Source organism: Bradyrhizobium iriomotense (assembly GCF_018129405.1).
Taxonomy (GTDB): domain Bacteria; phylum Pseudomonadota; class Alphaproteobacteria; order Rhizobiales; family Xanthobacteraceae; genus Bradyrhizobium; species Bradyrhizobium iriomotense_B.
Genome location: NZ_JAFCLP010000015.1, coordinates 105,778 through 131,346, shown reverse-complemented (window position 1 = coordinate 131,346; position 25,569 = coordinate 105,778). Strand labels below are relative to the sequence as shown.

At 62.5% G+C, this 25,569-nt stretch carries 20 protein-coding genes; 2 read left to right on the top strand and 18 right to left on the bottom strand.

Annotation, left to right across the window (positions count from 1 at the left end):
• Nucleotides 1-31 precede the first annotated feature (31 nt).
• Nucleotides 32-1,180 carry a hypothetical protein gene (locus JQ592_RS26740; RefSeq protein ID WP_211405763.1) on the top strand — a complete coding sequence of 383 codons (1,149 nt, stop codon included), beginning with the start codon at nt 32-34 and terminating at the stop codon, nt 1,178-1,180.
• Between the two features lie 167 nt (nt 1,181-1,347).
• Nucleotides 1,348-1,638, top strand: a complete 291-nt coding sequence (locus JQ592_RS26735) for a pyocin activator PrtN family protein (protein WP_211405762.1) — start codon at nt 1,348-1,350, stop codon at nt 1,636-1,638.
• A gap of 660 nt (nt 1,639-2,298) precedes the next feature.
• Here the strand turns inward: JQ592_RS26735 and JQ592_RS26730 are convergent.
• The 18 genes from JQ592_RS26730 to JQ592_RS26650 all read right to left on the bottom strand — a co-directional run bounded on the left by JQ592_RS26730 (nt 2,299) and on the right by JQ592_RS26650 (nt 25,569).
• Nucleotides 2,299-3,066: an ABC transporter ATP-binding protein gene (locus JQ592_RS26730; RefSeq protein WP_211405761.1), complete on the bottom strand. Its 768-nt coding sequence runs from the start codon at nt 3,064-3,066 to the stop codon at nt 2,299-2,301.
• A 2-nt stretch (nt 3,067-3,068) separates the two neighbouring features.
• Nucleotides 3,069-4,163 (bottom strand): FecCD family ABC transporter permease, encoded by a 1,095-nt coding sequence (locus tag JQ592_RS26725; protein ID WP_211405760.1) that lies wholly within the window; start codon nt 4,161-4,163, stop codon nt 3,069-3,071.
• The gene (locus JQ592_RS26720; RefSeq protein WP_211405759.1) at nt 4,160-5,281 is read right to left on the bottom strand and encodes an ABC transporter substrate-binding protein; all 1,122 of its coding nucleotides are present in this window, start codon (nt 5,279-5,281) and stop codon (nt 4,160-4,162) included. Before JQ592_RS26720 ends, JQ592_RS26725 begins: the two co-directional genes overlap by 4 nt.
• Before the next feature lie 4 nt (nt 5,282-5,285).
• Nucleotides 5,286-6,155, bottom strand: coding sequence for an alpha/beta hydrolase (locus tag JQ592_RS26715; protein ID WP_211405758.1), 870 nt, complete (start codon nt 6,153-6,155; stop codon nt 5,286-5,288).
• On the bottom strand, nt 6,149-8,515 hold the full coding sequence (locus JQ592_RS26710; RefSeq protein WP_246820680.1) for a TonB-dependent siderophore receptor: 2,367 nt from the start codon (nt 8,513-8,515) through the stop codon (nt 6,149-6,151). Before JQ592_RS26710 ends, JQ592_RS26715 begins: the two co-directional genes overlap by 7 nt.
• A 178-nt stretch (nt 8,516-8,693) precedes the next feature.
• Nucleotides 8,694-9,557 carry a helix-turn-helix transcriptional regulator gene (locus JQ592_RS26705; RefSeq protein ID WP_211405756.1) on the bottom strand — a complete coding sequence of 288 codons (864 nt, stop codon included), beginning with the start codon at nt 9,555-9,557 and terminating at the stop codon, nt 8,694-8,696.
• Between the two features lie 399 nt (nt 9,558-9,956).
• Entirely contained in the window at nt 9,957-10,880 is a 924-nt protein-coding gene (locus tag JQ592_RS26700) for an alpha/beta hydrolase (RefSeq protein WP_211405755.1), read from the bottom strand.
• Nucleotides 10,873-11,634, bottom strand: coding sequence for a 2,3-dihydro-2,3-dihydroxybenzoate dehydrogenase (locus JQ592_RS26695; RefSeq protein WP_211405754.1), 762 nt, complete (start codon nt 11,632-11,634; stop codon nt 10,873-10,875). Before JQ592_RS26695 ends, JQ592_RS26700 begins: the two co-directional genes overlap by 8 nt.
• Nucleotides 11,631-15,581 (bottom strand): non-ribosomal peptide synthetase, encoded by a 3,951-nt coding sequence (locus JQ592_RS26690; protein ID WP_211405753.1) that lies wholly within the window; start codon nt 15,579-15,581, stop codon nt 11,631-11,633. The genes JQ592_RS26695 and JQ592_RS26690 overlap by 4 nt, the downstream gene beginning before the upstream one ends.
• Nucleotides 15,578-15,835 (bottom strand): phosphopantetheine-binding protein, encoded by a 258-nt coding sequence (locus JQ592_RS26685; protein ID WP_211405752.1) that lies wholly within the window; start codon nt 15,833-15,835, stop codon nt 15,578-15,580. Before JQ592_RS26685 ends, JQ592_RS26690 begins: the two co-directional genes overlap by 4 nt.
• Nucleotides 15,832-16,482 (bottom strand): isochorismatase family protein, encoded by a 651-nt coding sequence (locus tag JQ592_RS26680; protein ID WP_211405751.1) that lies wholly within the window; start codon nt 16,480-16,482, stop codon nt 15,832-15,834. Before JQ592_RS26680 ends, JQ592_RS26685 begins: the two co-directional genes overlap by 4 nt.
• Before the next feature lies 1 nt (nt 16,483).
• Nucleotides 16,484-18,112, bottom strand: a complete 1,629-nt coding sequence (locus JQ592_RS26675) for a (2,3-dihydroxybenzoyl)adenylate synthase (RefSeq protein ID WP_211405750.1) — start codon at nt 18,110-18,112, stop codon at nt 16,484-16,486.
• Nucleotides 18,113-18,120: 8 nt separating this feature from the next.
• A complete protein-coding gene (locus tag JQ592_RS26670) occupies nt 18,121-19,329 on the bottom strand; it encodes an isochorismate synthase (protein WP_211405749.1) in 1,209 nt (402 codons plus the stop codon).
• Nucleotides 19,330-19,475: 146 nt separating this feature from the next.
• Nucleotides 19,476-20,132 (bottom strand): O-methyltransferase, encoded by a 657-nt coding sequence (locus JQ592_RS26665; protein ID WP_211405748.1) that lies wholly within the window; start codon nt 20,130-20,132, stop codon nt 19,476-19,478.
• A gap of 182 nt (nt 20,133-20,314) precedes the next feature.
• Nucleotides 20,315-20,527 carry a hypothetical protein gene (locus tag JQ592_RS38855; protein WP_433996439.1) on the bottom strand — a complete coding sequence of 71 codons (213 nt, stop codon included), beginning with the start codon at nt 20,525-20,527 and terminating at the stop codon, nt 20,315-20,317.
• A 548-nt stretch (nt 20,528-21,075) separates the two neighbouring features.
• On the bottom strand, nt 21,076-22,443 hold the full coding sequence (locus JQ592_RS26660) for a sensor histidine kinase (RefSeq protein WP_211405747.1): 1,368 nt from the start codon (nt 22,441-22,443) through the stop codon (nt 21,076-21,078).
• Complete coding sequence (locus JQ592_RS26655) at nt 22,418-23,872, bottom strand: sigma-54-dependent transcriptional regulator (protein WP_211405746.1); 1,455 nt, start codon at nt 23,870-23,872, stop codon at nt 22,418-22,420. Before JQ592_RS26655 ends, JQ592_RS26660 begins: the two co-directional genes overlap by 26 nt.
• Complete coding sequence (locus JQ592_RS26650) at nt 23,869-25,569, bottom strand: hydrogenase maturation protein (protein ID WP_211405745.1); 1,701 nt, start codon at nt 25,567-25,569, stop codon at nt 23,869-23,871. The genes JQ592_RS26655 and JQ592_RS26650 overlap by 4 nt, the downstream gene beginning before the upstream one ends.

Sequence of the window (25,569 nt, the reverse complement as noted above, 5' to 3'; positions counted from 1 at the left end):
TATTCGACTTTCATCAGTCGATTCAATCGGCGTGCCCGTCTTCCTGGCGGGCAACTCAATGTATCTGCCCGAGATGGATGCTGATTTCAATATTAGCTCTTTTCTGCATTTCGAAAATGCAGAAGGCTACGACCTGACCGGGCTTGTGCCTGATACATACCGGCAGCGCTTGTTCCGCATTGGAGATCCTGCACCCATCATCTTCTGGGTAGACCAGGCTCCTTACATCGTTGAAGGAGACGCAGAGAAGACAAAGCTGGAGGAGATGTTCGGCGTCAGGGCGCGGACCCACCCGGTCTTGAAGGACCTCGGTGGGATGTTGCACGACGCTCGCATCGGCGTGTTCAAGCGTCAGCAGGAGGAATGGCTCGCGCGGGAGCTGGAGGTGGCTTATGGCGACGTGTTCCTGGAGCCGCCAAGCCGCACGAAGTACTGGATACACCGCTACAGGGTGGCGCTCGAAAACGCTCGAAAGCTGACGCAACCTCCGCATCCCATTGACGTGCGTCTGCGACGGGCCTCAACGGAATGGCTGGAAAAGTTCGCCACCAAGGCTGAACTAACTATGATCTCTGCGCTGTTGGGTGAGGCATCTCAGGGCGTTTATTCAGTTCGCCAGATCGCCGAGATCATGTTCGCTTATCTGAGCAACAAGCTGGCTGCGGCTCGTCCGGTGGAGATAAATAAAATCGCGACCGACAAGACTATCCGTTCGCTGTTTCCGCACGGCATGTATGATTTTTACATCCAGAACGGCTGGCCCCACGCGCCGTTCCAGTATGGCAAGGCGAGCTTCGTCGAATTGATGAAGGAGCGATTGGTGCAGGGGAGGGAAAGCGGGGCGTGGGAATCAGCGCTTCAACTCGCCAAGCTTTTGTTTGGCGATAAAGACGTTCCTCCCGAAGTCGAGGATGTCGCGTTGATGTTCATGAGGCCGATCCTTACGGACTACAAAAGGTTGTTGGATGAGGTCGAACATATGTACACGTACAAAGGCGAACCCATATCCAGCGAGGGCATACTGGAACGCTCAAATGAGATCCTTGAGTGCTTCGACCGCATTCAGGAGTTGGGTCGTGTAATCGTGGGTGCTGACCGCGATAAGGCTGCAATGATGGACGGGCGCTATCAGGTCAGTGAAAGCCAGATCAAATGGCATCGGCACTACTTGGAAAGCTGATAACGTGAAGGAGCGTGGCATTAGGTAGTGCCTGGCGGCGGCCCTGCGCTCCGGCGCGGCCTAATGCGTCGGCAATTAACGAAGGCGCGGGTACGCCGCTCGCGAGTGCGTCGTAAGGGAGACCAGAACAGCTTGAGTCGCCGCTGCGCCGAATTAGCATCCATCTCATGAGCAAAGCAGCTACCCACTCCCCGACCCTCAACACCGCTTTTCTGCTTATGGCGCAGTACGGTGGCAAAGCCATTATCCCGGTGGAAGAACTGTGCCGCGACTACTTCTCGCATCTCGATCCGGCGAAGTTCATTCGGAAGGTTGGCGCAGGCGAAATCATGATCCCGCTCGTCCGCATGGAGGCGAGTCAAAAGTGTGCCAAGGGCGTCCACCTTCAGGACTTGGCCGATTACCTCGACGCCCGGCGCGCTGCCGCTCTTAAGGAATGTCGTCAGCTTGCGAGCTAGGTACGACGAAAATACTACATCGCACATCTGCTCATTTTTGAATTTTGAGAAAGTCCTTGTGCCGCAAGGACTTTTTGATTCGCTCGCGTGCGATCGGTCCAATCCATCATGGGGGCCGTGGAGAATTTTCGGCCTAAGTCATTCATTTCGGTGATCTATTTTTGCGCCTTTGGACCCGGTAAGGGATTTGACCGATTGGGAAATCCAGCGGTGAGTCTTGATATATTTTGCCCCTTTCCAGAATGAAACCCCTTATTTGGAAGCCTAAATGGCAGACCTGAACTCTCAGTGCACACATGATGCACACCAAAGCCCGAGTGCACACGCACGGCGGCGTCCACTCGGTTCCTCTGAAAATTGGTGCTTTTCCGCTGGAGCCATTCCCGCCTCCATTCACATTGCGCCCCGAACACACCAAGAGAACGCTAAGAACGACCCACATTCAATCGGAACTGGCAAACAGCCTGAGCAATGAAGTCAGCGTTGATCCAACGTCCCGACGAGTAAGCTACACGCGCCGCAACGTGAGCATCGTTAAGGAAACGCCTCAATAGAGCGTGAGGGACATGATGAAATCGGATCACTTCATGCAATCGCGCCGCGGGGCCACGACGACCACTCACCTTCACAGCAATGCCAGGCAAACAACCCACAGCTACATTATTCGACTTGAATGTGAACGCCGCCACGCGCAGTCTGCTCGACGACGGCGTCGATGCCATAGACCTGCCTCAGTGTCGGCGTCGTGATAACATCCCGTGGGTGGCCATGCGCGAACAGCCGCCCCCCGCTCAAGACCGTCACCGTATCGGCCCATGATGCCGCGGCCTGGAGATCGTGCAGCACCATGATCACGATCGTGCCCTTGCGCGCCTCCTGACGCACATTGCCGATTACCTGTTGCTGATAGCGTAGATCCAGCGCGCTGGTCGGCTCGTCCAACAGCAGCAGCCGTGGCTGCCGCACCAGCGCCTGCGCGAGGCTGGCCAACTGACGCTGACCGCCGGAAAGCGTGTCGAACGGCTGAAGCGCAAGATCGAGGATTTTCAGGCGATCCAGCGCTTCGAGCGCGCGCTGCTGCGCATCGACACTTGTCCTCTCCGTATCCATCGGCGAGGCGCGCAGGGCCGCGATGACGGCCTCGACGACCGTCAGCGATAGCCGCTGCGGCACGAACTGCGGCATGAAGGCGACGTTGCGCGCCCGCTCGGCGGTCGGAGTATCCAGCAGGTTTGATCCATCCAGCCGCACGCTGCCGGTGGCCGGCAACAGCCCCGCGAGCACACGCAGAAGCGTGGTCTTGCCTGCGCCGTTCGGCCCGACCATCGCAGTGATACACCCCTGCTCGATCGGCGGCAGCGACAGGCCCGTCAGCACCTCGCGCCCGCGATAACCTGCCCGCACATTTTCGATGTCGAGGCCGGCCATTGTCAGACCGTCCGGCGCCGACTGAAGATCAGCGAGAAGAACACGGGGAGCCCCACCATCGCGGTGACGACCCCAATCGGAAGCAGCACGCCCGGAATGATCGTCTTGGACGCGACCGATGCCAGCGACATGATGGCTGCCCCGGTCAAGGCGCTTGCGGGCAACAGAAGCCGGTGATCTTCACCGATCGCGAGCCGTGCGATGTGCGGGCCCGCAAGCCCGACGAAGCCGATCGTGCCGACGAAGGCGATCGCAGTCGAGGTCATCAGGCTGACGCGCAACAGCGCCATCAGGCGCAGCCACATGATATTGATGCCAAGGCTGCGCGCGCGGTCTTCGCCGAGCCGCAGCGCCATCATTGGCCAGGCTGCGCGCCAGGCGAACGGCAAGGTGGCGAGGAGCGCGACGGCGAGCACCCCCAGCTTGTCCCAGCTCGCGCGCGACAGGCTGCCCATGGTCCAGAATACGAGTTGCTGAAGCGCTTGCTGGCTCGCCAGAAACTGCGTCAGCGCGACCAGCGCGTTGAAGGTGAAGAACAGCGCAATGCCGCAGAGCACAAGGATGTCCGTACCCGAGCCGCGCCAGCGCACCACCGCTTGCAACACCAGGACGACGATCGTCGCGAACATGAAGGCGTTGGCCGAGATCAGCCAGGCCCGCGGCACGCCGGGAATGCCGATACCGAGCACGATCGCCAGCGCCGCGCCGAATGAGGCCGCCGACGACACACCGAGGGTGAAGGGACTTGCGAGCGGATTATCGAGGATCGTTTGCATCTCGGCGCCCGCGGTCGCGAGCGCCAGCCCGACCAGGACCGCCAGGACAGCCTGCGGCAGGCGAACCTCCCAGAGGATCGCGGCCTCCGACGCGGCCAGCGAGTCCGGCCGAAAGATGCCACCGAGCGCACCGGCAAGCCCGAGCCGCGACGGGCCGGTGCCGAGATCGGCAACGAAAGCCGCGAGCGCAACCAGCGCCAATAGCGCAAGCCAGGCGAGCCGCCGCCGCATCAGCGCGCGATACGCGGCAGCCGTTTTCGCCTGCAGGTCGGGCGATGTATCCCCCCGACCCAAGTCGAGATTCGGCGAAATGGCACTCATTTCTGATCGATCCAGTACACACCTTGCAACGGCACCGCGAGGAAGCGAGCATTGAGCTCCGCAATCGTCGCATCCGGATCGATATCGCGTGCAGTTTGCGGGTTGATCCAGCGCGCCAGTGCTTCGGCCGCGACGACGTTGAGCGGCGTCGCGATGATGTTGTGGAACAGGCCGTAAACGCGGCCGTTGCGCACGGCGTTGAGCCCGGCGAAGCCCGGCCGCGCCACCACCGCGGCAAGCCGGTCGCGAACGGTTGCGGCGTCGAAGCCGGGACCGATGACGAGCCCACCCGATGCTCTCAGGTGCGCACCGCCCGTGCCGATATAGACGTCGGGATTGGCCGAAATGACATATTCGAGGCTGAGCTGCGCCGTCGGCCCGGGCGCGACCGAGGCCGAGATACTGTCGCCACCGGCAAACGCAACGAACCTACCGATATTGCCGGCACCCGGCGCGTAGCAGCAATCGGTGGCTCCGGCATGCGTCTCGAGCAGCACGCGTGGACGCGGCCCGGCGGAGTGCGCAACATGCTCCGCGATGCGCCTCATGTGCTGTTCGTAGAATTCGGCAAATTCGTTGGCCCGCGCGTCCCGCCCGATCACCCGGCCAAGAACGCGCACGCTCGCCACCGTATGCTCGAATGGCGCGACGAAGAAGTCGGTGAACACGACCGGAATGCCGGCAGCTTCGAGCTGCCGCGCCACGTCGTTGGCCCGCCCGCCGGGCGCAAAGCTGACGCCGAGCACGGCGACGTCGGGCTTGATCTCGATGGCGCGCTCGACGGGGAACGTGCCGTCGCTGCCGATACCGAGCACCGGGACATGGTCGATCTCCGGGAATTTCTGGCGGTATTGCGCGTAGCTCTCGCTGTCGTTGCGGCGGAAATCGCCGAGCCACGCCGCCATAAAATCGACCGGCTTCGGATCGAGCAGCGAGAGTGCGATGAGCTGACGGCCCTCCGCGAGCAGCACGCGCTTTGCCGGACGCGGAAGAGTGACCGTCCGTCCGGTGATATCGGTGACGACGATCGGCTCGTCCGCCGCCGTAGCCAGCTGCGGCGAGAATGCGAGGTGCGCAGTTGCGAGTACAGCAAGAGCGATGGTCACAAAACGGCGCATGATCTCACTTCGGCGGCAGCGCAAATCGGAGCGCAAGGCTGATGGCGGATGGAACGACAGAGGCATGGTTTTCCTCCCCAAACATCCGAAACGAGACGTCGAGCGACGCGTCCGCGGTCCGCGTGAGCGCGCCGGCAAATTCGCGGGCATTATCGACCATGCGGTTGCGCCTCATCCATGATCCATAATCGTCGGCATCGGCGTCACCCGACGACATCCCGCCCTGCTCCAAGCTGCCGACTGTGACGAGCACGCGGCGACGCGCCAGGCCAGGCGCCGCAAAGGTCTTCAGCCGCCCCGTGAGCGCATCGGGCGCGAACCAGATCGACGGACTGGCCGCGACGTAGCTACGGACCAGCGCCGGCCGGGTCAAGAGGGCGTAGAGCCCAAGCAAACCGCCAAAGGAGTGGCCGAACAACGCGGTGCGGTCGGGATCGATGGTGAACTCGTCCGATATGGCCGGCGCCAGCTCGCGCTGGATGAAATCGAGGAACGCATCCGCGCCCCCAGTCGCGTCCCATGCGCGGTTGCCTGGCCGCTGCGCCAGACGATCGGTCGCGACCGGCGGCGTGTAGTCGTAGGTGCGCCGCTTCGCATCAAGCCAGTGCACGGTCGGATAACCGATGCCGACGATGACGGACGGCGTCACGCCGGTGCGCTCGGCGCGACGCGACTGGAGCGCGAGCGCGGCGACCGCGATCGGAAACATGCCATTTCCGTCCAGCAAATAGAGCACTGGCAGCGATCCGCGCGGCCGCGGCTCCGGCTGCCAGACGAAAATCCGATAGTCGTGCCCGCCGGTCGAGCGCATGTCGCGCACCGAAGCACCGGGCAGCATGGCGTTGACGATCGGCCTGTCGTTGTTCCCTACCACTGGTATCGGATCGTTCCCATGGTCGAGCGGCCATTGCCATAGAAACATTGGGTCGCGGAGGCACAGGCCGACACATAGGTCTTGTCGAGGAGGTTGGTGACGTTCAACGCTAGCTTCCAGCCCTTCAACTGCGGCGACAGGCCGTTGAGGTCGTAGTGCAGCATGGCGTCGGCGAGGATATAGGCCGGCACGATCATCGCCATGGAGTTGATGTTGTCGCCGAAGGATTCGCCGACATAGCGGACGCCGCCGCCGAAGCCGAAGCCCGTCATCTGGCCGCTCTGGATGGTGTAGTCGGCCCACAGCGACGCCGTGTTGGCGGGCGCGCCGACCGGCACCTTGCCCTGGATCGAGATGCCGCTGACCACCTGCGTGCTCTTAGTGATCTCGATGTCGTTGTGGGCGGCGGCCGCGATGATGTCGAGGCCGGGAATCGGCGTCAGCTTGGCGCTGAACTCGATGCCCTTGGAGCTCACCTGGCCCTGCTGGATCTGGCAGTTGGCGCCGGACTGGGTGCAGGCCGGATAGTTGGCGTAGAGATGCGCCGTATCCATGGTCAGCACGTTGTTCTGCGTGATGTCATAGAGCGAAAGCATGAAGAAGCCGTTGAAGCCATTCGGCTGGTACTTCACGCCGACCTCATATTGCTGGCCGGTGGTCGGCACGAACGCCGCGCCGGTGTAGTCCGTGCCGATGGTCGGCTCGAACGAGGTCGCATAGCTGGCATAAGGCGCGAAGCCGTTGTCGAACAGATAGGTCAGGCCGGTGCGCCAGGTCGTCGCGGAATCGGACGGATGGCTGCGGTTGGTGTAGACGCCGGTCGCGATCGTGCGCGTGTCCGAGGTCGCATTGGCCCAATCGTTGCGGACGCCGATCACGGCGGCGAGCTTGCCGAGCCGGATCTGGTCTTGGAGATAGACGCCGGTCTGCTCACGCTCCTGGAGCGTCTGCGTCGTCAAAGCCGGCGCGGCGATCGTGCCATAGTTCGGATTGAGATAGTTGACATAGGTGGTGGCGCCGTTGCCGAAGGTCGCATCCGACGAACTCTTCTGGAAATCGACGCCAGCCAGCACGGTATGCTGGAGCCAGCCGGTGGCGAACTTCGCCTCGGCCTGATTGTCGATGGTCGCAGCCTGAAGATTCTCGATGTAGTGCGTGCTCGAGCGGCCGATGCACACATTGGCCGTGGTGCCCGCACCGCAAGTCGAGCCCGCGCCGAAGCCGGTCACCGAGAGCGCCTTGAAGTCGCTCGACAGGTTCATGTAGCGGAAATTCTGGCGGACCGTCCACATCGCGTCGAAATGATGCTCGAACTCGTAGGCAATGGAGTCCTGCGTCCGGCTGTAGCTGTTGTAGTCCGGATGGCCCGCGAAGAAGTTGCGCGGGATCTGTCCGTTCGGGTTGATCTGGAGCGTGCCAAGGGCCGGCAGCCAGTTGGGCTGGTAGGTCGAGGGATCTCGGTCGTGCACGGCGCGCACGGTGAAGGTGGTATCGGCCGTCGGACGCCACGTGACCATCGGCGCGATGAACTCGCGCTCGGTGGTGGTGTAATTGACGTCGGTGTCGGCCTTGCGGCCGAGCCCGATCAGCCGATAGAGCAACTGCCCATCCTCGGTGATGGGACCGCTGACATCGAAGCCACCTTCGATGCGGTTGTGATCGCCGAAGCGGGTGAACACCTCGCCTTGCGGCGTCGCCGACGGGCTCTTGCTGATCAAATTGACCATGCCGCCGAGATTGTTCTGGCCGTAGAGCACCGAGGCCGGCCCGCGCAGGATCTCGACCCGCTCCAGGAGATACGGATCGACCGAGGGCATCGCATAGGACACGCCGCGCGGAAGGCGCAGGCCGTCCCAGAAGTGCAGATAGTTGGCATTGGCGCCGAAGCCGCCGAAGCCGCGGATGAACACGTTGTCGAAGCGGTCGCCGACGCGGCTCTCCGCGACGACACCTGGCTCGTAGCGCAGGGCCTCGGCGACCGAGCGGACGCCTTGCGTGGTCATTTGCTCCCGCGTCACCACCGTGATCGACTGCGGCGTCTCCATGATCGAGCTGTCGGTCTTCGAACCGGTGCCAGTGCGATGAGCGACGATACCTCGTACCGGCCCGCGCGCCGTTTCCTTCGGTGCAACCGATGCTGCGACCGGCTTCGGCTGGCTCGTGGCGGCTGTGCGCGGCGCGACGGTCGTGGCGCGCACCGGACGGCGCGGAGCCCGCGGTACAGGGCTCTCGACCACGACCGGCGGGAGGCTTGCCCCATTTGTCGATTGCGCATGAGCGACATGGATGACACCAGGCCACTGGCCCGCGACAACCAGCGCCGAGGCATAAAGCATCCACTTTCCGCGAGAAACTGTCATCATCCCCATCGTCCAAGAACCAGTCCAAGAATTCGCCGCGGCCCCCCGCGCCGCGCTGCATCCGGTGTTGCACGATGGAACAACTGGACCTAGGGGCGGACTTTCGTTCGCCGGACTCTCGCTTTCGCTCAAAGTTAGGAGACCTAAAAACTGGGACAGGATGTGCCTAGTCCTGCCGTCAACGCATGCTGCTCGGCGAGACGCCGAAGCGCTTGCGGAAGATGGTGGCGAAATGGGCGGCGCCATAGCCGACGTGGAAGGCCGCTCCCGACACGCTCATTTCGCCGGTCGAGATCAGCTTGTAGGCCTGCTCCAGCCGATATTCCTGAAGGAAGCCGAACACGCTCGCGCCATAGACCTGGCGGAAGCCGGACGAAAGCTTCCTCACATTGAGGCCGACCTGCTGCGCCAGCGCGTCGAGGCTTGGCGGCTCGCGCATGGACGCCACCAGCAGATCGCGCGCCTTGCGGATGCGCTCGACATCGCGCGCCGCGAGCCGGCTGTCGGCATCGCCCGCCTGGGTGGTGCAAGAGGAGATCGCGAGCGCCACGAGCTGCATCGCCTTACCGCAAAGATAGAGCTCGCGCTCGGGTCCACGGATCGGACAGTTCGTGATCTGCGACACCAGCACCTGCAGCGCGCGGCTGGCCGGACAGGAAGCAAGCTGCGCACCGCGATGGCTTGCGCCTCCGATCGCGGCAAACGACCGGTCGAGCGCATCCGCCATCTCGGCGCCGAGCATGCTCTCGTTCATCTGCACGATCAGGTAGCGGATCGGCGCATTGGCCGCGAAGACCTGGTCTCGCTCGGCATCCGCCGAGCTGCGGATCAGCAGCACGGTCGGCCCGCAGACCTCGCGCCCGCGGCCACCGCCGACGCTGATCTGCAAACGGCCGCTCAAGAGCACCACGGTCTTGATACCCGCAGGCAGGGCCGTATTGACCCGCTTGGGCTGATCGAAGCGGTTGATTCCAGCTGCCAGGACGAACCCGCCCGACATCATTATCAGCCGCTCATTCAGATCCACTCCTTCGGTGGCCATCGGTCCCGTCACAATTCTCCCGTTCTCAAAACCACCGCATCTCAGGCCTGCGATGGCGAACCTCAAACATGAGGCACGGGTACAACTTAGACTCACCGCTCGGCAGGGGGCTACGATCGAACGCTCAGATTAAATGACTTCTAAACTTGCTCATGATGATTGCGCACAAGAGCACAACGTCCAGAAACAATCGTGCCCCATGGACACATGGCGCCGCCTCCTTGACCGGGGTGGGGCAACGATTCCGAGACGCTTCTGCCTCTACTGCGGCAAAAGCGGCTTGCACCGGACCGACGAACATGTCGTTCCGCTGTCGCCGGGCGGACAGCACATCCTCGAGGGCGTCAGCTGCCCGTTCAAGCGCATCGCTGCGGACGCCAACCTTGCAAATATCCGTTCTCACGGAGCAAAAGCGGTTCCGGCGAAACGGAGGGCATGACAAAGCATTGCTGTGACGATGGTCGCATGATCGTCGTTCTCGCCGAGTTCAAACCGCACATGCGCCTGCGCGCCGAACGCCGCACTGACCTCACCTGAAATTTCGCGCGCATTGTCGATCATGCGGCGAGCTTTGCGGATATCATGATACTGGTTGCCGAAGTTCTCCATCGCCTGCCATGGCGCAAGTTCCTGCTCCCAGCGGCCGACCGCCGTAAAGAGGCGGATTGGCCGCGTGATGGCGTTCGCTGACGCCAACGCCCGCGACAGGCCTGTTCTGTCCCACCAGACCGAGGGGCTGAAGCTGATATAGCCGTTGAACATGTCCGGCTGCTGCGACAACAGGTCCAGCACGAAATAGCCGGCGAGAGAGTGTCCCAGAAGAATGCGACGGTCGGGATCAACGTTGAGCCGCGACTGGACATGCGGCAGCAACTGATTTCCAAGGAAGCGGATATAGGCGGCCTGGCCGCCGCAGCCATCTATCGCCTTGTCCGGAAATACGCTCGCATCCGCGGGCCCGCGCGTGAAATCCAGATGGCGGCGGTTGGTATTGTATCCATTCGTATTGGGATAGCCGATGCCGACGACAATCGCCGGAACGATGCCGGTCGCCTTTGGACGCCGAGAGACACGCCGCACGGTCTCAGCGACGGTGATGAAATCCGAATTGCCGTCCAGCACATAGATAACCGGAAAGCCGCCGACGGGTGGCTCGATTTCCGGGACATAGACGAAGATCTCGTAACGGAGCCCCGTTTCTGACGAGCGCAACGCAAATCTTGAGCAACCCGGCATGACCAGCGATTCAGGGACCGACATGCCCGCCAGGTCATTGCGCGTTGGCGCGCTCCCTGGGGTCTCTCTCACGGCTTTCTCATGCATGCAGCGTTGCGCCTCCGTCGACATAGATATCGGCCATCGTGATGTGCCCTGCCTTCTCCGATAGCAGGAACAGGATCGAATTGGCGATATCCTCAGGGGTCGCAAGCTTGCGAAGCGGAATGCCGGTCTTGAAATTCTCAAGGGAGCCCTCAATCACCCGCTCACCACCGCGCTCGTCGCTCCACATGCCCGTCTGCATCGGCGTCAGCGTCGATCCGGGAGCCACGATATTGCAGCGAATGCCATACTCGGCCAGTTCCAGGCCGAGGCAACGGGTGAACATGGTCGCAGCCGCTTTCGAGGCTGCATAAGCCGCCATATTCTTGCGCGGAATGCCCGCGGCATTGGAGCTTACCGTGACGATACTGCCTTTGCGACGCGGCGCCATACGGCGGGCAAGCGCTCGGGAGACATGGAACACCCCGGCCACGTTGACAGCAAAGACTCGCTCCCATTCTGCGTCGCTCGTTTCCACGACCGCGGTCGTGGCAAGCACGCCAGCGACATTGACGCCGAAGTCGATGCCACCGCATTGCGCGTCCATCTCTCCGATAACGCGCTCCACGTCGGCGCCATTGGTCACGTCGAGCGAACGAGCGAAGAGATTGTCGCAGGCAAGCTCGACCAGCGTGCCCGCCGAATGATCGGTGGCAAAGACTGTCGCGCCCTCCCGCAACAACGCCTTGACCACCGCAAGCCCAATTCCACCGGCTGCGCCAGTCAAGAACACCGTCTTGCCCTCGAACTCGCTCACGGCTCATCTCCCTTTGCTCTTCCCATCTCGTGCTCGAGAAGCGCGGTATTCAACATCGGCGCGACATGGAGCACGGCTTCGGCGCCCGTCATGTGTGCGTGAACCAGAGGGACATCCCGGATATCGAGTGAACCGATGTAGGGCCTCCAGCTTTCCGGCCGAAGGCCTGTCCGGTCTCTGGCTTGATCCCCGGCCGCCCGAAAGTGCAACACCGGACCATCGTAGCGGCTATGGCGATGCCCACGCACCAGGCGATTGTTGAGAGCCACCACCCGGACCATGCCATCGAGCGCCGCCGCGGGCAGCCGACCGAGCGGACTTTCGCTCTCGGCAAGAAAAGTCATGACCGCCTCGCGCGTCAGCGGCAGTTCCGGCAGTCCGTCGGGATCGTGGCCGCCGATCGCAAGCAGTGCCTTCAATTCGGCACCCGCCCCCGGATCTGGCTCATCGCGCCAGCAATCGCAGGGATAAGCGTCCAGCATGGCAACAACGCCGACCTTCTGCCCCATCTCTATCAAATGCACCGCGATCGCCTGCGCAAGGATACCGCCGATCGACCAGCCGACGAGGTGAATCATCTGTCGGTCTGCGATGAACGCGATGCGGCGCGCATAGTCGCGTGCCATATCATCAAGGCTTCCCGGCGCTTGCTCATCAGGATCGAGCGCCAGAGCCTGAACGCCCCAGGCGGGCCTGTCGACACCGAGCGCTCGGGCCAGTCCATTGTAGCACCAGCAAAGCCCGCCGGCCGGGTGGAGCATGAACACCGGTGCCCTGCCCCGGTCAGCCGCGTTGAGCTTGACCAACGGCTGCAGTCCCGCGCCTTCGCTCGCTAGCCCTTGATCCAGATATTTCGCCAGCCTGCCGATGGTGGAATGCTCGAACAGGATACCGATGCCTGGTTCATGACCGGTCGTTTCGCGCAGGTGCAGCATCAGTTCCACCGCCAGGAGCGAATGCCCGCCGAGATCGAAGAAATCATCATCGACCTGGAACGGCCCCTCAGCCTCCAAGAGCCGCTCGAACAGCATCGCAACGAGCTTTTCATTGTCCGTGGCAGGCGCGTGGCCGCGGCCGCCGGCGAAGACAGGTGCCGGCAGCAGCCTGCGATCGAGCTTACCGCTGGTGCTCACCGGTAGCGCCTGGAGCACGACGACCGCCGAGGGCATCATGTAGTCCGGCAGAAAGCGTTTGGCGTGGGCGAGAATGTCATCCTCGGCTCCCTTGTCCGCCTCACCGCCTTCCAGGGTCGCATAGGCAACGATGCGCTTTTCTCCCGCCTGATCCTCCCGCAGGACAACCACCGCCTGTGTCACCACCGGATGAGACAGGATCGCCGCTTCGATCTCGCCGAGTTCGATGCGCAGGCCGCGTAGTTTGATCTGATGATCGGAACGTCCGAGATAGAGGATCGCGCCATCCGCACGAATACGCGCGAGATCGCCGGTACAGTACATCCGCTGTCCGGGATGAAAGGGATCGGCGACAAAGCGTTTCGCGGTCAGCTCCTTCTGGCCAAGATATCCGCGCGCCAGTTGAACTCCGGCAAGGTAGAGATGCCCCTCGACACCGACCGGCACAGGTCGCAGATGGTCATCAAGCACGTAAAGACGTGTGTTCCAGACCGGGTAGCCGATCGGGACCGGGCGCGAGGAATCGCCTACGACGGCCGGCCAATAGCTGACGTCGACCGCAGCTTCGGTCGGACCATAGAGATTGTGGAGCTCCGCTGCCATCCGCTCATGAAAGCGATCGCGCAGATCGGCCGTGAGCTCCTCGCCGCTGCAGAAGACCCGTTTCATCGCGATACCGCGCGAACCGGGCTCCGCTAGAAAGGCCGACAACATCGAGGGCACGAAATGGATCGTCGTGATCCTCTCGTCGCGGATGATCTGCGCTATCGCCTTCGGGTCCTTGTGCGCGTCAGGCGGAGCAATCACGAGGATTCCGCCAGAAAGGAAGGCAAGGAAGAATTCCCAAACGGAAACGTCGAAGGTCATCGGGGTCTTTTGCAGGATGACATCGTCACAGCTGAAGCCGTAATGCTGCCGCATCCATTCGAGCCGGTTGATGATCGCCGCATGCTCGACCACGACGCCCTTCGGCTCGCCGGTGGAGCCAGACGTATAGATCACATAGGCCGCACTCTCACCGGTTGTCTGCCCAAGAGCGCGACCCTGCGGCACGGTCGGCCAGGCAGGCGGCGAAAACATCTCGATTGTACCGAGCGGTTCGCTGTCCTCAGCACCAAGGACGAGAATCGGGCGCGACGACGCCAGGATCCTGTCCAGCCGCTCCCGCGGATGGCCGAGATCGAGCGGCATATAGGCCGCACCTGCGCGCAGGATCGCAATCAGCGCCACGACAAGATCGAGTGACCGCGGCAGCGACACGGCCACGATCGCATTCCGTCCGGCGCCGCGCTCGACAAGCGCCTCCGCCAACGCCGCCGTACGGCGATCAAGTTCGGCATACGTGAGAGAGCGGCCACCGAAGCGTAGCGCCTGCCTGTCGGCAAAAGAAACGAAGCTGTCTTCCAGCAGCTGCGACAGCGTCCTGCCTGTGACCGGATGTGCGGTATCGTTCAGACGCCCGAGCAGCCAGCAACGCTCCTCATCTGTGACCGTTGCAACCTCGCGCAGCGACCGGCCCGCAAGGGCCGCCTCGACGGCCGCGCCGACGAAATTCGCAAGGCGGTTGGCGTGGCTCTCGGTCTCCCCCGCTTCGCAGAGAATGGGATTGGTATCGACTTCAAGGCTGAGACACCAGGCAGCCGGATCGCCGCGAAAGGTGAAGGTGATGTCGTCAACCGGCCCGGTTCCCAGAGTGGTAAGCCTTGTTTCCAGGCCAGCAAGCCTTGGGAGTGCATCGAAGGGCAGAATGTTGACGAGAGGACCGTAGAGCCGCCGTTGGCCGCCAAGGAGTCCGAGGTCGCGACGCATCTGTTCGCTGCGATGGCGCCCATGGCGGCGATCTCGCGCCATTCGGCCGGCCGCCTTCGCGAGCCAATGGACAAGCTCTCCCTCCTCGTCGACGTCGAGACGCAGCGGCAATATGTTCATCAGCATCGTCGGAACACGAGCCGCCGGCGAACCGAAACGCCCCATGAACGGCACGCCGATCGTGACTTCATTGCGCCTGACATGACGGGCGAAATAGGCCCCGGCCAGCGCCGTCAGAACATCTGCCCAGGAAATTTGGGTCGTGCGAGCAAGGCGCAGCAGGCTGTCGCAAATATCTGGTGCGAGCATTCTTTCGACGTGGTCATAGGATGACGCGGAGCGCGCCAGCCCCGCCTTCAGACCCGCCACCTCCGGCATATCGCGCAAGGCTTCGTGCCAATAGCCCGCATCCCGCCTGGACCGTTCCGATCCTCGATACGCCTTCTCTTCGTCAACGGCGACATTGAGAGCGGTCAGTTCTGCGCCTTTCGGTCCGCCGGCGACGGCAGCGTTATAGATCTCCGCAATACGCTGCGTGACGAGACCTGTCGCGAACCCGTCCGTCACCACATGATGCATGCGCTGATACCAGACGTAACGTTCTGCGCCGAGACGAAAGAGCATCTGCCGCGCAAGCGGCCCGTTTGCCAGGTCGAGAGGACCGTTCATATCCGCTCGCATGGCCGTCAGGGCACAACCCATCGGATCGCTGCGAAGTGCCATATCTTCCACTTCGAGCAGCGGTCGATTGCGCTCCTCGACGATCTGCGCACCCTTGCCGGTGATGCGAACGGACAGGCCATCGGCCTCCATCGCTAGCTGCCGAACCGCGGTCTCGAATGCCGCCACATCGAGCTTTCCATCGATTTCGACATAATGCCCGGTATTGAAGACGGGATTGGTCGGGTCGATGCTCTGTGCGAACCAGATACCGGATTGCGCCTGCGTCAAGGCAAGCTCGCGCACGGGCCGATCAGGGGCGACCCTCACGCTCTCTGCCGTCATGATCGTGCCTCCACGATCTCGTTCATGCGCCGTTTGACGAGCTGCCACCAGCCGGCGAGCGTCGGACACGTGGCCATTTGGGAGAAGTCGAGATCCACGCCCCGTTCCTGCCAGAGCAGCACCAGGTTCATGGCACGCATCGAGTCGAGTCCGAGGTCAATCAGATTGTCATCGTCACCGATCTCCGCGGAGTCGATATGGATCATGCCGGCGACGTCTTCGCGCATGAGGTCGAGGCTGAGCGGCTTCGTCATGCGTTCGCCCTCCCTTTCATCGCGCAGATGAGCGCCTCGGCCGACAAGGGAATTCCACAAGTCGCGGCGACATAGCTCAAGGCCATATCGTGTTGCTCACGCGAAAAGTCGGCCGTCGCATCAGCGACGAAGAACGGCTGGATGTCTCGCTGGAATGCCTCGCCTGCCGTCATCAGGCAACCGATATGCGCGTAGATCCCGCTGATGACGATTTGGTCGCGGCCGCGCACCCGCATCAGATCAGCAAGATTGCTCTTCTGAAAGGCGCTATAGCGATGCTTGACGAGAACGATATCGTCCGCCGCCGGACGCAGCAGATCGATGATGGGCTGATGTTCCGGCATGGTGGTCATCCCCGGTCCCCAAAGATCGGCTTGGAGTCCCCGGTCGCGGCGATCCTGGTTACCGTTCTGCGCCGTATAGAAGACCGGCATTCCCGCCATCACCGCCGCAGTTTTCAGGCGAACGATGTTGGCAATGACCGGAGTAATCGGCGAAGCGTCCGGTTCGAAAGCAGTGACGAAGTAGTTTTGCATGTCATGGATCAGCAACGCGGCACGGTTGGGATCGAAAGCCCATTTGGCGCGTGCGAGTGGAATCTGTGCGACGAAAGGAAGCTCGTAGCTCGCTATTTTCGGCAGCCTCATCTTAGGCCTCCGTCGCTACGGTGTTGATAAATTGCTCGCGAAGCTGCTGACGCAGCACCTTGCGGCTGACTTTGCCGACCGCCGTCGTCTGAAAGGCATCGACGAAGATGATCTGGTCGGGCACCTTGAACTCGGCGAGACCACGGCCGCGCACGAACGCCTTGAGCGCCACCACTCTTGGCTGCTCCCCTTTCGCAATGATGAAAGCGCAACTTCGTTCGCCGAGATAGGGATCCGGGATCGAAACCACCGCCGCATCGAAGACGCCGGGATGAGCCAAAAGATGATCCTCGATCTCTTCGGCGGAAACCTTCTCACCTGCACGGTTGATATGGTCTCCCGCTCGTCCCTGCACCACGAGATAGCCTTCCTCCGTGCGCGAAACGATGTCGCCCGTGCAATAATAACCGTCCTGCGTGAAGGCACGCGCGTTCGCGGCATCGTCGTTGTGGTAGCTCCGAATGGTATAGGGTCCGCGTGTGAGCAACTGACCAGGCTCGCCGGCGGCAACCGGATTGCCGTGATCGTCGACGATCAGCACCTCGTCGTCGGGGCTGATCGGCCTGCCCTGCGTGTTGACGATGATGTCGTCGGGATCGTCGAGTCGCGTATAATTCACCAGCCCCTCGGCCATGCCGAAGACCTGCTGCAGAGTGCAGCCGAGCGCGGCCCGGACGCGGGAAGCCGCCTCGGGAATGAATTTCGCGCCGCCGACGAGCAGGACTTCGAGACTTGAGATGTCATACTTGGACGTCGAGGCTGCTTGCATCCATAACAGCGCCAGCGGAGGGACGACGCCGGTCATCGTCACACGCTCCTGTTCGATCAGAGCGAAGGCCGTCTCCGCAGCGGGAGACGGGCACATGACGATACGGCTACCGGCATAGAGAGCACCGAAAACGCCCGGCGAACTCATCGGAAAATTATGGGCGACCGGCAAGGCCGCCATGAAGATGCTGTCTTTGCCCAGGCCGCAGATATCGGCGCTGGCACGGAAGCTGTAGATATAGTCGTCATGCGTGCGCGGGATGAGCTTCGGCAGGCCCGTGCTGCCGCCCGATATCTGCAGAAGAGCGACTGCGGCCGGCGAAGGAAGCGGTGGAAGCGCCTGCTCGCTGCGAGGTATATCGTCAAGCGCACGAAATTCTTCCGCTTGGCCAATCACCACGACATGGCCAAGGCCGACAGTCCGCGCCCGCACCTCGCGGGCGAGGACCCGGTAGTCGAAGCCTCCATCCCCGGCCGCGATCACGTAAGCGCTCGCCTGCGCCTTCTCCACGAAATGCGAGATCTCGGTGACGCGATGGGCAGGAAGCGCAAAAACCGGAATGAGATTGGCGCGAAAAAGTCCGAAAACGACGGACAGGAATTCCGGTATATTGGGCAATTGCACCACAACCCGTTCGCCGGGACGAAGCCCGAGCGCGAGGAAGCGGGCGGCGTTTTCATTGGCCCGCTCAAGCAGCTCCGCATAGGTCCAGCGCTGCTCGCCGCCAATGACGGCAATATGATCGCGGGTCTCGCGGGCGCGCTGCGCGAGAAAGCCGAACATGGTTTCTCCGCGCCAATAGCCTTTCTCGCGATAGCGCTGAGCATATTTCTCCGGCCAGACTTGCTTCAGCTCCAGCATGGTGGGCCTCACTCGTCAAACCTGCCGCCATCGATGCCGAAGGCATCCAGCATTGCGCGGAACTTGGCGGAGGTTTCAATCACCTCGCCCTCCGGCGTCGATCCCGGCACGATGCCGGCGCCCGCATAGAGCCGCGCATGATTGCCGTCGAGTTCGGCGCAACGGATGGATACATGCCAGCGCCCGTCACCCGCCGAGTCGCACCAGCCGACGGCGCCGGCGTAGAACTCCCGATCATAGGGCTCGAGTTTCACGATCTGGTCGTTTGCGAGATTGCGCGGCAGGCCGCAGACCGCAGGCGTCGGATGCAGGAGGCCGGCGAAATGGGCCGATGACAGCGAAGCGTCCTTGAGCTGCCCAACGATACGCGTGCCGAGATGCCACATGCTTGCCGTTGCCCGCAAACAGGTGCCTTCGGGTGCCGAAAGATCGACGCAATACGGTGCGAGAATATCCAGAATGGACTCGACCACCATTGCATGCTCGCGGCGATCCTTGTCGGAGGCGAGAAGTCGGACGCCAGCCTGGCGGTCCTCCTCCGTGTCACGATGGCGACGGGCCGAGCCGGCGAGCGGATGAGAAACGATATGCCCGCCCCGCTTCTCGAGAAGGAGTTCCGGCGTTGCGCCGATAAGGCTGCGGAGCCTATGCGAACGTGCCGGCAAAGGGGTCGCAAAAACCGTGACACTTTCGTCCGCGGAAAGCTTGCGCATCAGGTCGGCCGCGGAGAAATCGCGGTTCGCCGTCACTTTCAGGCTGCGTGACAGGACGACCTTGCGCAAGGTGGCCCCCGGCGCGTTCAACTGATCGAGAGCGACAGCAACGGCATTGGCGAACTCGGCGGCAGCCGGGTCCGGATCGACCGACAGGATCCTGGCGGCGACCGCATGCGATGATGCGCCACCGCCGAGGCCGGGGATGGCGCCGATGTCATGCTTCCCCTGGACGCGAAGAACGCGTTCGGGCTGAACAAGATACGATGGCTGCGTTCGATCGAATGGTAGAGCGCCAACGAGAACGTCCGGCCCCTCCGTTCGCTTCTCGAAGAAATCGGCCGTGAGATCCGCAAGGTCCGCAAGCGCACCATCGCCCAGGGTCGCAATCTGCCCGAGCGCGAGCATCGTCTCACCGGCTGTCTTGAAGACAAAGGGAATTGGACGAGCGAGCGCAGGCTCCGTCTGCACTTCTTCGTCTATCCAGATAAGTGGAGTTGCCATGCTGCGCTCCGGTGTTCGTTGTGGATGGAATATCTGTTACGCCCCGATATCGCCCCGGCGATCGTCAATCGGTCCGGTAGGTCCCTGTTTGCTCATCACGATTATTCCAGCTTCGGGATCCAACCGCGGCTTACGAAAGCAGCCGCTCACGATCGGCGGCGAACCAGGGTCATCCCGTCGCCAAGCGGCAACATGGACATGTCTACCCGCTCATCGTCACGGATCTTCACATTGAGGCGGCGCATAGCCACGGTTTCTGAGCTGTGGTCTTGAGGATCGGCGACCGATCGCCCCCAGAACACGTTGTCGAAACAAATCAGTCCGGCCGGCCGGATGAAACGCAGGCTGTACTCGTAATAGGTGTCGTAGTTTTCCTTGTCGGCATCGATGTAGACGAAATCGAACGCTCCCTCGCCTTCATCGCCAAGAAGGCGCTCGAGCGATACGATGGCATCGCCGAGCTCAAGCGCGACGCGGTCTGTCACCCCCGCCTTCCGCCAGTAACAGCGTGCGATCGCTGTCCATTCTTCGCTGGCATCCAGCGTAATGAGCCGGCCGTCCGGCGGTAACGCGAGTGCCATGGCAAGCGCGCTGTAGCCGGTGTAGGTGCCGATCTCCAGCGCCCGCTTCGCACCGATTGTCTTCATCAAGAAAGCGAGCAACTGGCCGGCAGGGGGCGATGTCACCATAGTGCCTTCGGGCAGCGCCAGGGTTTCTTCGCGTAATTTCCTCTGCACCTCGGTTTGACGCGTGCCGAATTCGACCGCGTATTGTCGTATCTGGATGTCCGTCACGTGCTTCATGCCCGATCCTCAGGTCCGTTGCGCGCTCGTCACGACCTCAAGGAAGCCGTGGCCACGCTCGTTCGAGCGACTCATCAGGAGCACTGGTTGGCGGAGGCCAAGCGCAGACATATTTCTCATTGAGCAGGTTGGTCGCACTGACGGTCGCTTCCAGCGCGCGGCAAGAAGTGCCGCCGAACTCGTTACTGGCACAGCGCCCGCGTGCAACCTAGGGACAGGCTTTCGCTCGCCGGACTCTCGCTTTCGATCAAGATTAGGAGACCTACAAACTGCTGGCCATGTACCACCCGCCATCGACGCGGGCGATCGGGTGAGATGCCAAAACGTTTGCGAAAAATGGTCGCAAAGTGGGCGGAACCATACGCGACGTGGAAGGCCGCCTGTGACACGCTCATGTCGCCGGTCGATATCAGTTCGTAGGCCTGCTCCGAAAACTCCACCGACCTCGACCAGCGCGACTTCGCGGTCAAGTTGGTTGAGCGACGGCGTTCCTGCGCAGCGACTTACGCGTTAGACTAGCGCTTCGCCTCTATCGTCGTAGGCGCGCGTTGACGACGAACCGCGGGACCGCGTTCAGTGCCAGCCATTCAAAAATCTCGAGACTCTGAAAATAGATATTTCAATGACTTAGCCTCAGGTATATCCGATGGAGTGAGCATGCAAGCGGCCGTCTGAGCTATCCGGCTGAAGACGCACATCCATAGCGAACGTTCCGTTCAACCAGAATAAAAATGATCGCTGGTCAGGAAGCGCAAGGCCGCTCGCACGAGCGGCAAAGAGAAGCAGAATGGGCTCGTCTTCGGAAGAATGATCCGACAGTCAATAGACCGTGAACCGCCGGCTCAAATTGGAAGCGCTACGATTGCATCCATTCAAGGATGCAATGGGCTGCCTCCGGTCAGCTTCATGGGAGGTCGCTTCGTGCATGATTGCCGTCAGCGGCTTATGCTGCCGGCAGCACAAAAGAAAAGGTCGCGCCACCGTCCGGGTCGTTCGCTGCAAGGAGCTCGCCGCCATGTTCGCGCACGATGCCATAGCTGATCCACAGGCCGAGCCCCGTGCCCTCGCCGACCCGCTTAGTGGTAAAGAACGGCTCGAAGATGTGGCTGATGTGATCCTTGTCGATTCCCGGACCGTTGTCCGAAATCCGGAACAGGATTTCGCGACCCTTGCGCACCGCCGAGACGACCAGCCGAGGCAATTCGGTGCTGCGCATCGCGTCGATCGCATTCTCCACAAGGTTGACGATCACCTGGTGCAATTGCCCCTCGTTGCCGGAAATCCAGAGTTCCGGCTCGACTTCCATCTGCAGGTCGATGCGAATCTGCTTGGTGCGCACAGCCCATAGCACGGCGGTGTTGATCAGACGCTCGATGTTGACCCGCTCGACCTCGCCGAGCTTGCTGAAGGACAGCCGGCGCAGGTTCTTCACGATATCGCTGATGCGAACCGCGCCTTCCATTGTGCCTTCGATCAGCGGACCGAAATCGTCCAGGATCTCATCGATGCGCAGGCTCTTCCTTTGCGCCGAAAGATCGCCCCCCTTCGCATTGCCGTGGACTGCGTCGAGGTAGGCGACGATCGCAGTGCGATAGCGCATCAGGGTGTGGATGTTGCCATAGACGAAGCTGATCGGATTGTTCAGCTCGTGCGCGACGCCGGCGACGAGGCGGCCGAGGCTCGCCATCTTCTCCTGCTCGACCAACTGACGCTGAGCGCGCTGCAATTCCTGATGCGCCTTGTGCAAGGCCTCATAGGCGCGGCGAAGCTCGCCGATCGGGCGCCCCGTGAGCACTACGCCGATGAAGCGACCGCGATGATCGTGACGAGGGGAGCTGTTGATGGCGAACAGATCCGAGCTGCCGCCCTCGCTCGAAAACCGCAGTTCGCCGTCGACGACATCGGAGGCACCACGCGGCTTCAGCAGCGGCACCAGTCTGGCATTATCGGCGTCGTCGATGACATCGGCGATGTTTTTGCCGACGATATCGGTCACACTGCGGCCAAGCGTATGCTGGAACGCGGAATTGACCTGCTGCACGAGTCCCTTCGCGTCGCAGACGATGAGGATGTCGGAGACGGATTCGATGACGTTGGTGACGAAGGCCTGGGCCTCCTCGAGCTCCGCATTCTTGTGCTCGAGGTCGACCTCGTAGCGCAGGAGGTCCGAATAGACCTCGTCCATCTTACGGATGACTTCGATCCAGGCGCCCTCGCGCTCGTGATCGAACTCGATCGCACCGCGATTGGTGATCAGCTTGAGCAGCGATTCCGTCTCGCCTGCTTCAGGAGAATGCGTCGCCTTTGGCATTTTTTCTCAAATCATACCTGGACAACTTGTTCCTGAGACCAACGCGCGACAGCCCAAGCTCGCTCGCGACCCGGCTGATATTGCCTTCGTACCGCTCCAGATAGCTGATGATAACCGACTTCTCGAGATCTTCCACCTTGTCCTTGAGGGTCGCCGAGCCGTTCATCTTGCCATGGACCGCCATGGCTGGCTGCTTGCCGTTGCGCCGGCCGAGCAGCGGCGGGGCGCGCAATTCGTCGGCATCGGCCAGAACGGCCATGCGCTGGATCTCATTCTGGAGCTCGCGCACATTGCCCGGCCAGTGGTATTTGACGAACGCCTCGAGGGCCGAAGCCGCAAAGCGCAGGCTCGGCCGGTTGAATGAGGTCTTGACCGACGACAGCACCCCTTCGGCGATCAGAGGAATGTCCATCGGGCGCTCGCGCAGCGCCGGCATGTGAACGGGAAACGCCGCCAGGCGATAATAGAGATCGCGCCGGAAGCGGCCCGCTTCGACCTCAGCCTCGAGATCCCTGTTGGTGGCGGCTACCACGCGGACGTCGACCTTGCGCACCCGCTGCGCGCCGAGCGGCCGGATTTCGCTCTCCTGGAGCACGCGCAACAGTTTCACCTGGAACGCCGGCGAGGTCTCGCCGATCTCGTCGAGGAAGATGGTGCCGCCATCCGCGACCTCGAACAGGCCGATGCGGTCCTGGTAGGCGCCGGTGAAGGCGCCCTTCTTGCAGCCGAACAACTCGCTTTCGAGGAGTTCGTCGGGCAGTGCGCCGCAGTTCTCGACCACGAACGCCTTGCTGGCCCGCGCCGAGCCGTAATGGATGGCGCGCGCCAGCAGCTCCTTGCCGGTTCCGGACTCGCCGGTGATCAGGACCGAGATGTCGTAGTCGGCGGCGCGCCGGCCGAGCTCGATCACCTTGTGCATCGGGCTTTCCGTCGTATGCACGATGCGGTCGAAGTCGTAGAGCTGCTTGGCCACGCCGCGCTTGACGGAGACGACCTTCTTGATGTGACCCGACGTCGCCTTGACGTCGACGCCGGCGGTCTCGGTCTCCTTCTGCAATCGATAGAGCTGGACCGCTTCCTTGACGGTGTCGACCAACTGGTCCGGCTGCCAGGGTTTCGTGATGTACTGATAGATGCCGGCCTCGTTCAGTCCTGCAATGATTTCCTCGGAGTCGGAATAGCCCGAAATGATCATCCGCACCGGATCCGGCCAGAGCTCCCGCACGCGCTTCAGGAAGCTCACGCCGGATTCGTGCGGCATCCGCTGATCGCAAAGGATCGCGTGGACGATCTCCCCCTCCAGCAGCTTCTCCGCGTCGGCTGCGTTGCCGACGCAGAGCACCTCGAAGTCTTCCCTGAGCACGCGTCGCAGCGCTTCCTGCGAGCGCACTTCGTCGTCGACGACGAGAACGGTCCCCTGAGCGCTCATGACGGCACCGCCTTGGCAACAGGCCGCTCGGACACCCGCCTTGACCGGTGGTTCGCGATGGTCAACGGCGTGCGCGATTTCGGCACCTTGTGAATGAAGTTGTAGCGTGCGACGTGGTAGCTCGGATCGAAGCCGTAGAAATTCTGTTTCATCTGCCGCAGCTCCTCGTCGCGGTAGGCCTGCAATGGCTTCGCGGCCTCGTCAGCCGAGCGCCGCTCCTGCTTGTCGGCAAGACGCGCGGCAAGGCCGGTATCCGACGCCATGGCTGCGGCGCGCTCAATGAGGCTTGCGTCCGCAAGCTCCACGCCCGACAGGATGCGATCGACGATGCCGAGACGCTGGGCCTCCTCCACCCCCATCGGCAGCCGGCATTGCGTGATCCGGCTCGCGTTCGCTAGCCCCGCACGGCGCGGCAACAGATAGGTCCAGTACTCCGAGCCGTAGAGATTGCCCATGTCCTTGTAATGCGGATTGAGGACGATCTGGTCGCTCGCCCAGACCTCGTCGGCGGCAAGACTCAGAAACACGCCGCCCGCCCCAGCATTGCCTCTGATGACCGACACGACCAGCCGGTCGGTGGTCTCGATGATCGCGCGGGCAAAGTCGTCGATCGCGTTGATGTTGCGCCAGGACTCATCCGCAGCGCTTCCGGCCGCCTCGATTTCGGCAAGGTGGATGCCGTTCGACCAATAGTCAGGGCCGCCGGTCAGGAGCAGCACCTTGGTCGGCCGCGCCAGCGCGGCGCGATAGGCGTCGAGCAGGGCCTCGCAGTCGCCGCTGCTCATGGCGCCGTTGTAGAAGGAGAAGCTGAGCTTTCCGACCTCGCCATGCTCACGATATTCGATCGGTGCATAGCCGCAACCGGGCCGGTGCGGCAGATGTGCGGCTTCCGCGGCGAAGATCTTTGCCGCCGGCAGCTTCAGACTCTTCGGCGCGAGCCGCCTGACATGGCCGATCCAGACCGCACCGTCGACCGTGGCGCGCGCCAGCGCACCGTCGCATTGTGCGACGACGGTTCCGGGCACACCGGAGATGTCGTGCGCTTCATGCGCATCGAACAGTCTGACGTCCTGGAAGAACAAGCTGTCGAGGAGGCCCGGCATGCCGTCGGCGCTGTCGATCTTGCGCAGGACGGTCGCGGTCGTGTCGTGCTGCCAGTCGATCGTCCGGTCCGCCTGACGGCAAGGTCCCCGGACACGAATGCGCGGGTCGTCCGCGCGCATCGGCAGCGGAGCCGCTCTTCCGGCCTCGATCGCCGCGACGGCTTCGAGCACCGCCTCGACCGCGCCCGAGGTCACCTCGTTGCGGTAAATGCTGGACTTCGCTGCGCGCCGCATCGGGAAAGTGCGAAACGCCCAGACCGGCCCGGCGTCAAACTCGCCGTCCGCCTGGAGCACCGTGACGCCCCACTCGGCCGCGCCTTCGAGAATGGCCCAGTCGAGCGCGGCCGGACCGCGGTCGCCGGGCGGGCCGGGATGGACGATCAGGCAACGCACGCTCCGCCAGACGTCGTCCGGGATCGCCCGCTTCAGGAAAGGCGCGATCACCAGATCGGGTCGATGCAGCGTCACGCTCTCGCGGGTGACGTCGGCATGGATGTCGAGCTCGACGGAGACCCCATGGCCCCGCTCGCTGAGCTCGACGTGAAGCCGCTGCGTCAGGCTGTTGAAGGAATGCGACAGGAGAAGGATGCGCAT

Coding starts and splice junctions, on each gene's coding strand:
- JQ592_RS26735 (WP_211405762.1), top strand. CDS start 1,348: ATGAGCAAAGCAGCTACCCACTCCCCGACCCTCAACACCGCTTTTCTG.
- JQ592_RS26730 (WP_211405761.1), bottom strand. CDS start 3,066: ATGGCCGGCCTCGACATCGAAAATGTGCGGGCAGGTTATCGCGGGCGC.
- JQ592_RS26725 (WP_211405760.1), bottom strand. CDS start 4,163: ATGAGTGCCATTTCGCCGAATCTCGACTTGGGTCGGGGGGATACATCG.
- JQ592_RS26720 (WP_211405759.1), bottom strand. CDS start 5,281: ATGCGCCGTTTTGTGACCATCGCTCTTGCTGTACTCGCAACTGCGCAC.
- JQ592_RS26710 (WP_246820680.1), bottom strand. CDS start 8,515: ATGACAGTTTCTCGCGGAAAGTGGATGCTTTATGCCTCGGCGCTGGTT.
- JQ592_RS26705 (WP_211405756.1), bottom strand. CDS start 9,557: ATGGCCACCGAAGGAGTGGATCTGAATGAGCGGCTGATAATGATGTCG.
- JQ592_RS26700 (WP_211405755.1), bottom strand. CDS start 10,880: ATGCATGAGAAAGCCGTGAGAGAGACCCCAGGGAGCGCGCCAACGCGC.
- JQ592_RS26690 (WP_211405753.1), bottom strand. CDS start 15,581: ATGACGGCAGAGAGCGTGAGGGTCGCCCCTGATCGGCCCGTGCGCGAG.
- JQ592_RS26685 (WP_211405752.1), bottom strand. CDS start 15,835: ATGACGAAGCCGCTCAGCCTCGACCTCATGCGCGAAGACGTCGCCGGC.
- JQ592_RS26680 (WP_211405751.1), bottom strand. CDS start 16,482: ATGAGGCTGCCGAAAATAGCGAGCTACGAGCTTCCTTTCGTCGCACAG.
- JQ592_RS26675 (WP_211405750.1), bottom strand. CDS start 18,112: ATGCTGGAGCTGAAGCAAGTCTGGCCGGAGAAATATGCTCAGCGCTAT.
- JQ592_RS26670 (WP_211405749.1), bottom strand. CDS start 19,329: ATGGCAACTCCACTTATCTGGATAGACGAAGAAGTGCAGACGGAGCCT.
- JQ592_RS26665 (WP_211405748.1), bottom strand. CDS start 20,132: ATGAAGCACGTGACGGACATCCAGATACGACAATACGCGGTCGAATTC.
- JQ592_RS38855 (WP_433996439.1), bottom strand. CDS start 20,527: ATGAGCGTGTCACAGGCGGCCTTCCACGTCGCGTATGGTTCCGCCCAC.
- JQ592_RS26660 (WP_211405747.1), bottom strand. CDS start 22,443: ATGCCAAAGGCGACGCATTCTCCTGAAGCAGGCGAGACGGAATCGCTG.
- JQ592_RS26655 (WP_211405746.1), bottom strand. CDS start 23,872: ATGAGCGCTCAGGGGACCGTTCTCGTCGTCGACGACGAAGTGCGCTCG.
- JQ592_RS26650 (WP_211405745.1), bottom strand. CDS start 25,569: ATGCGCATCCTTCTCCTGTCGCATTCCTTCAACAGCCTGACGCAGCGG.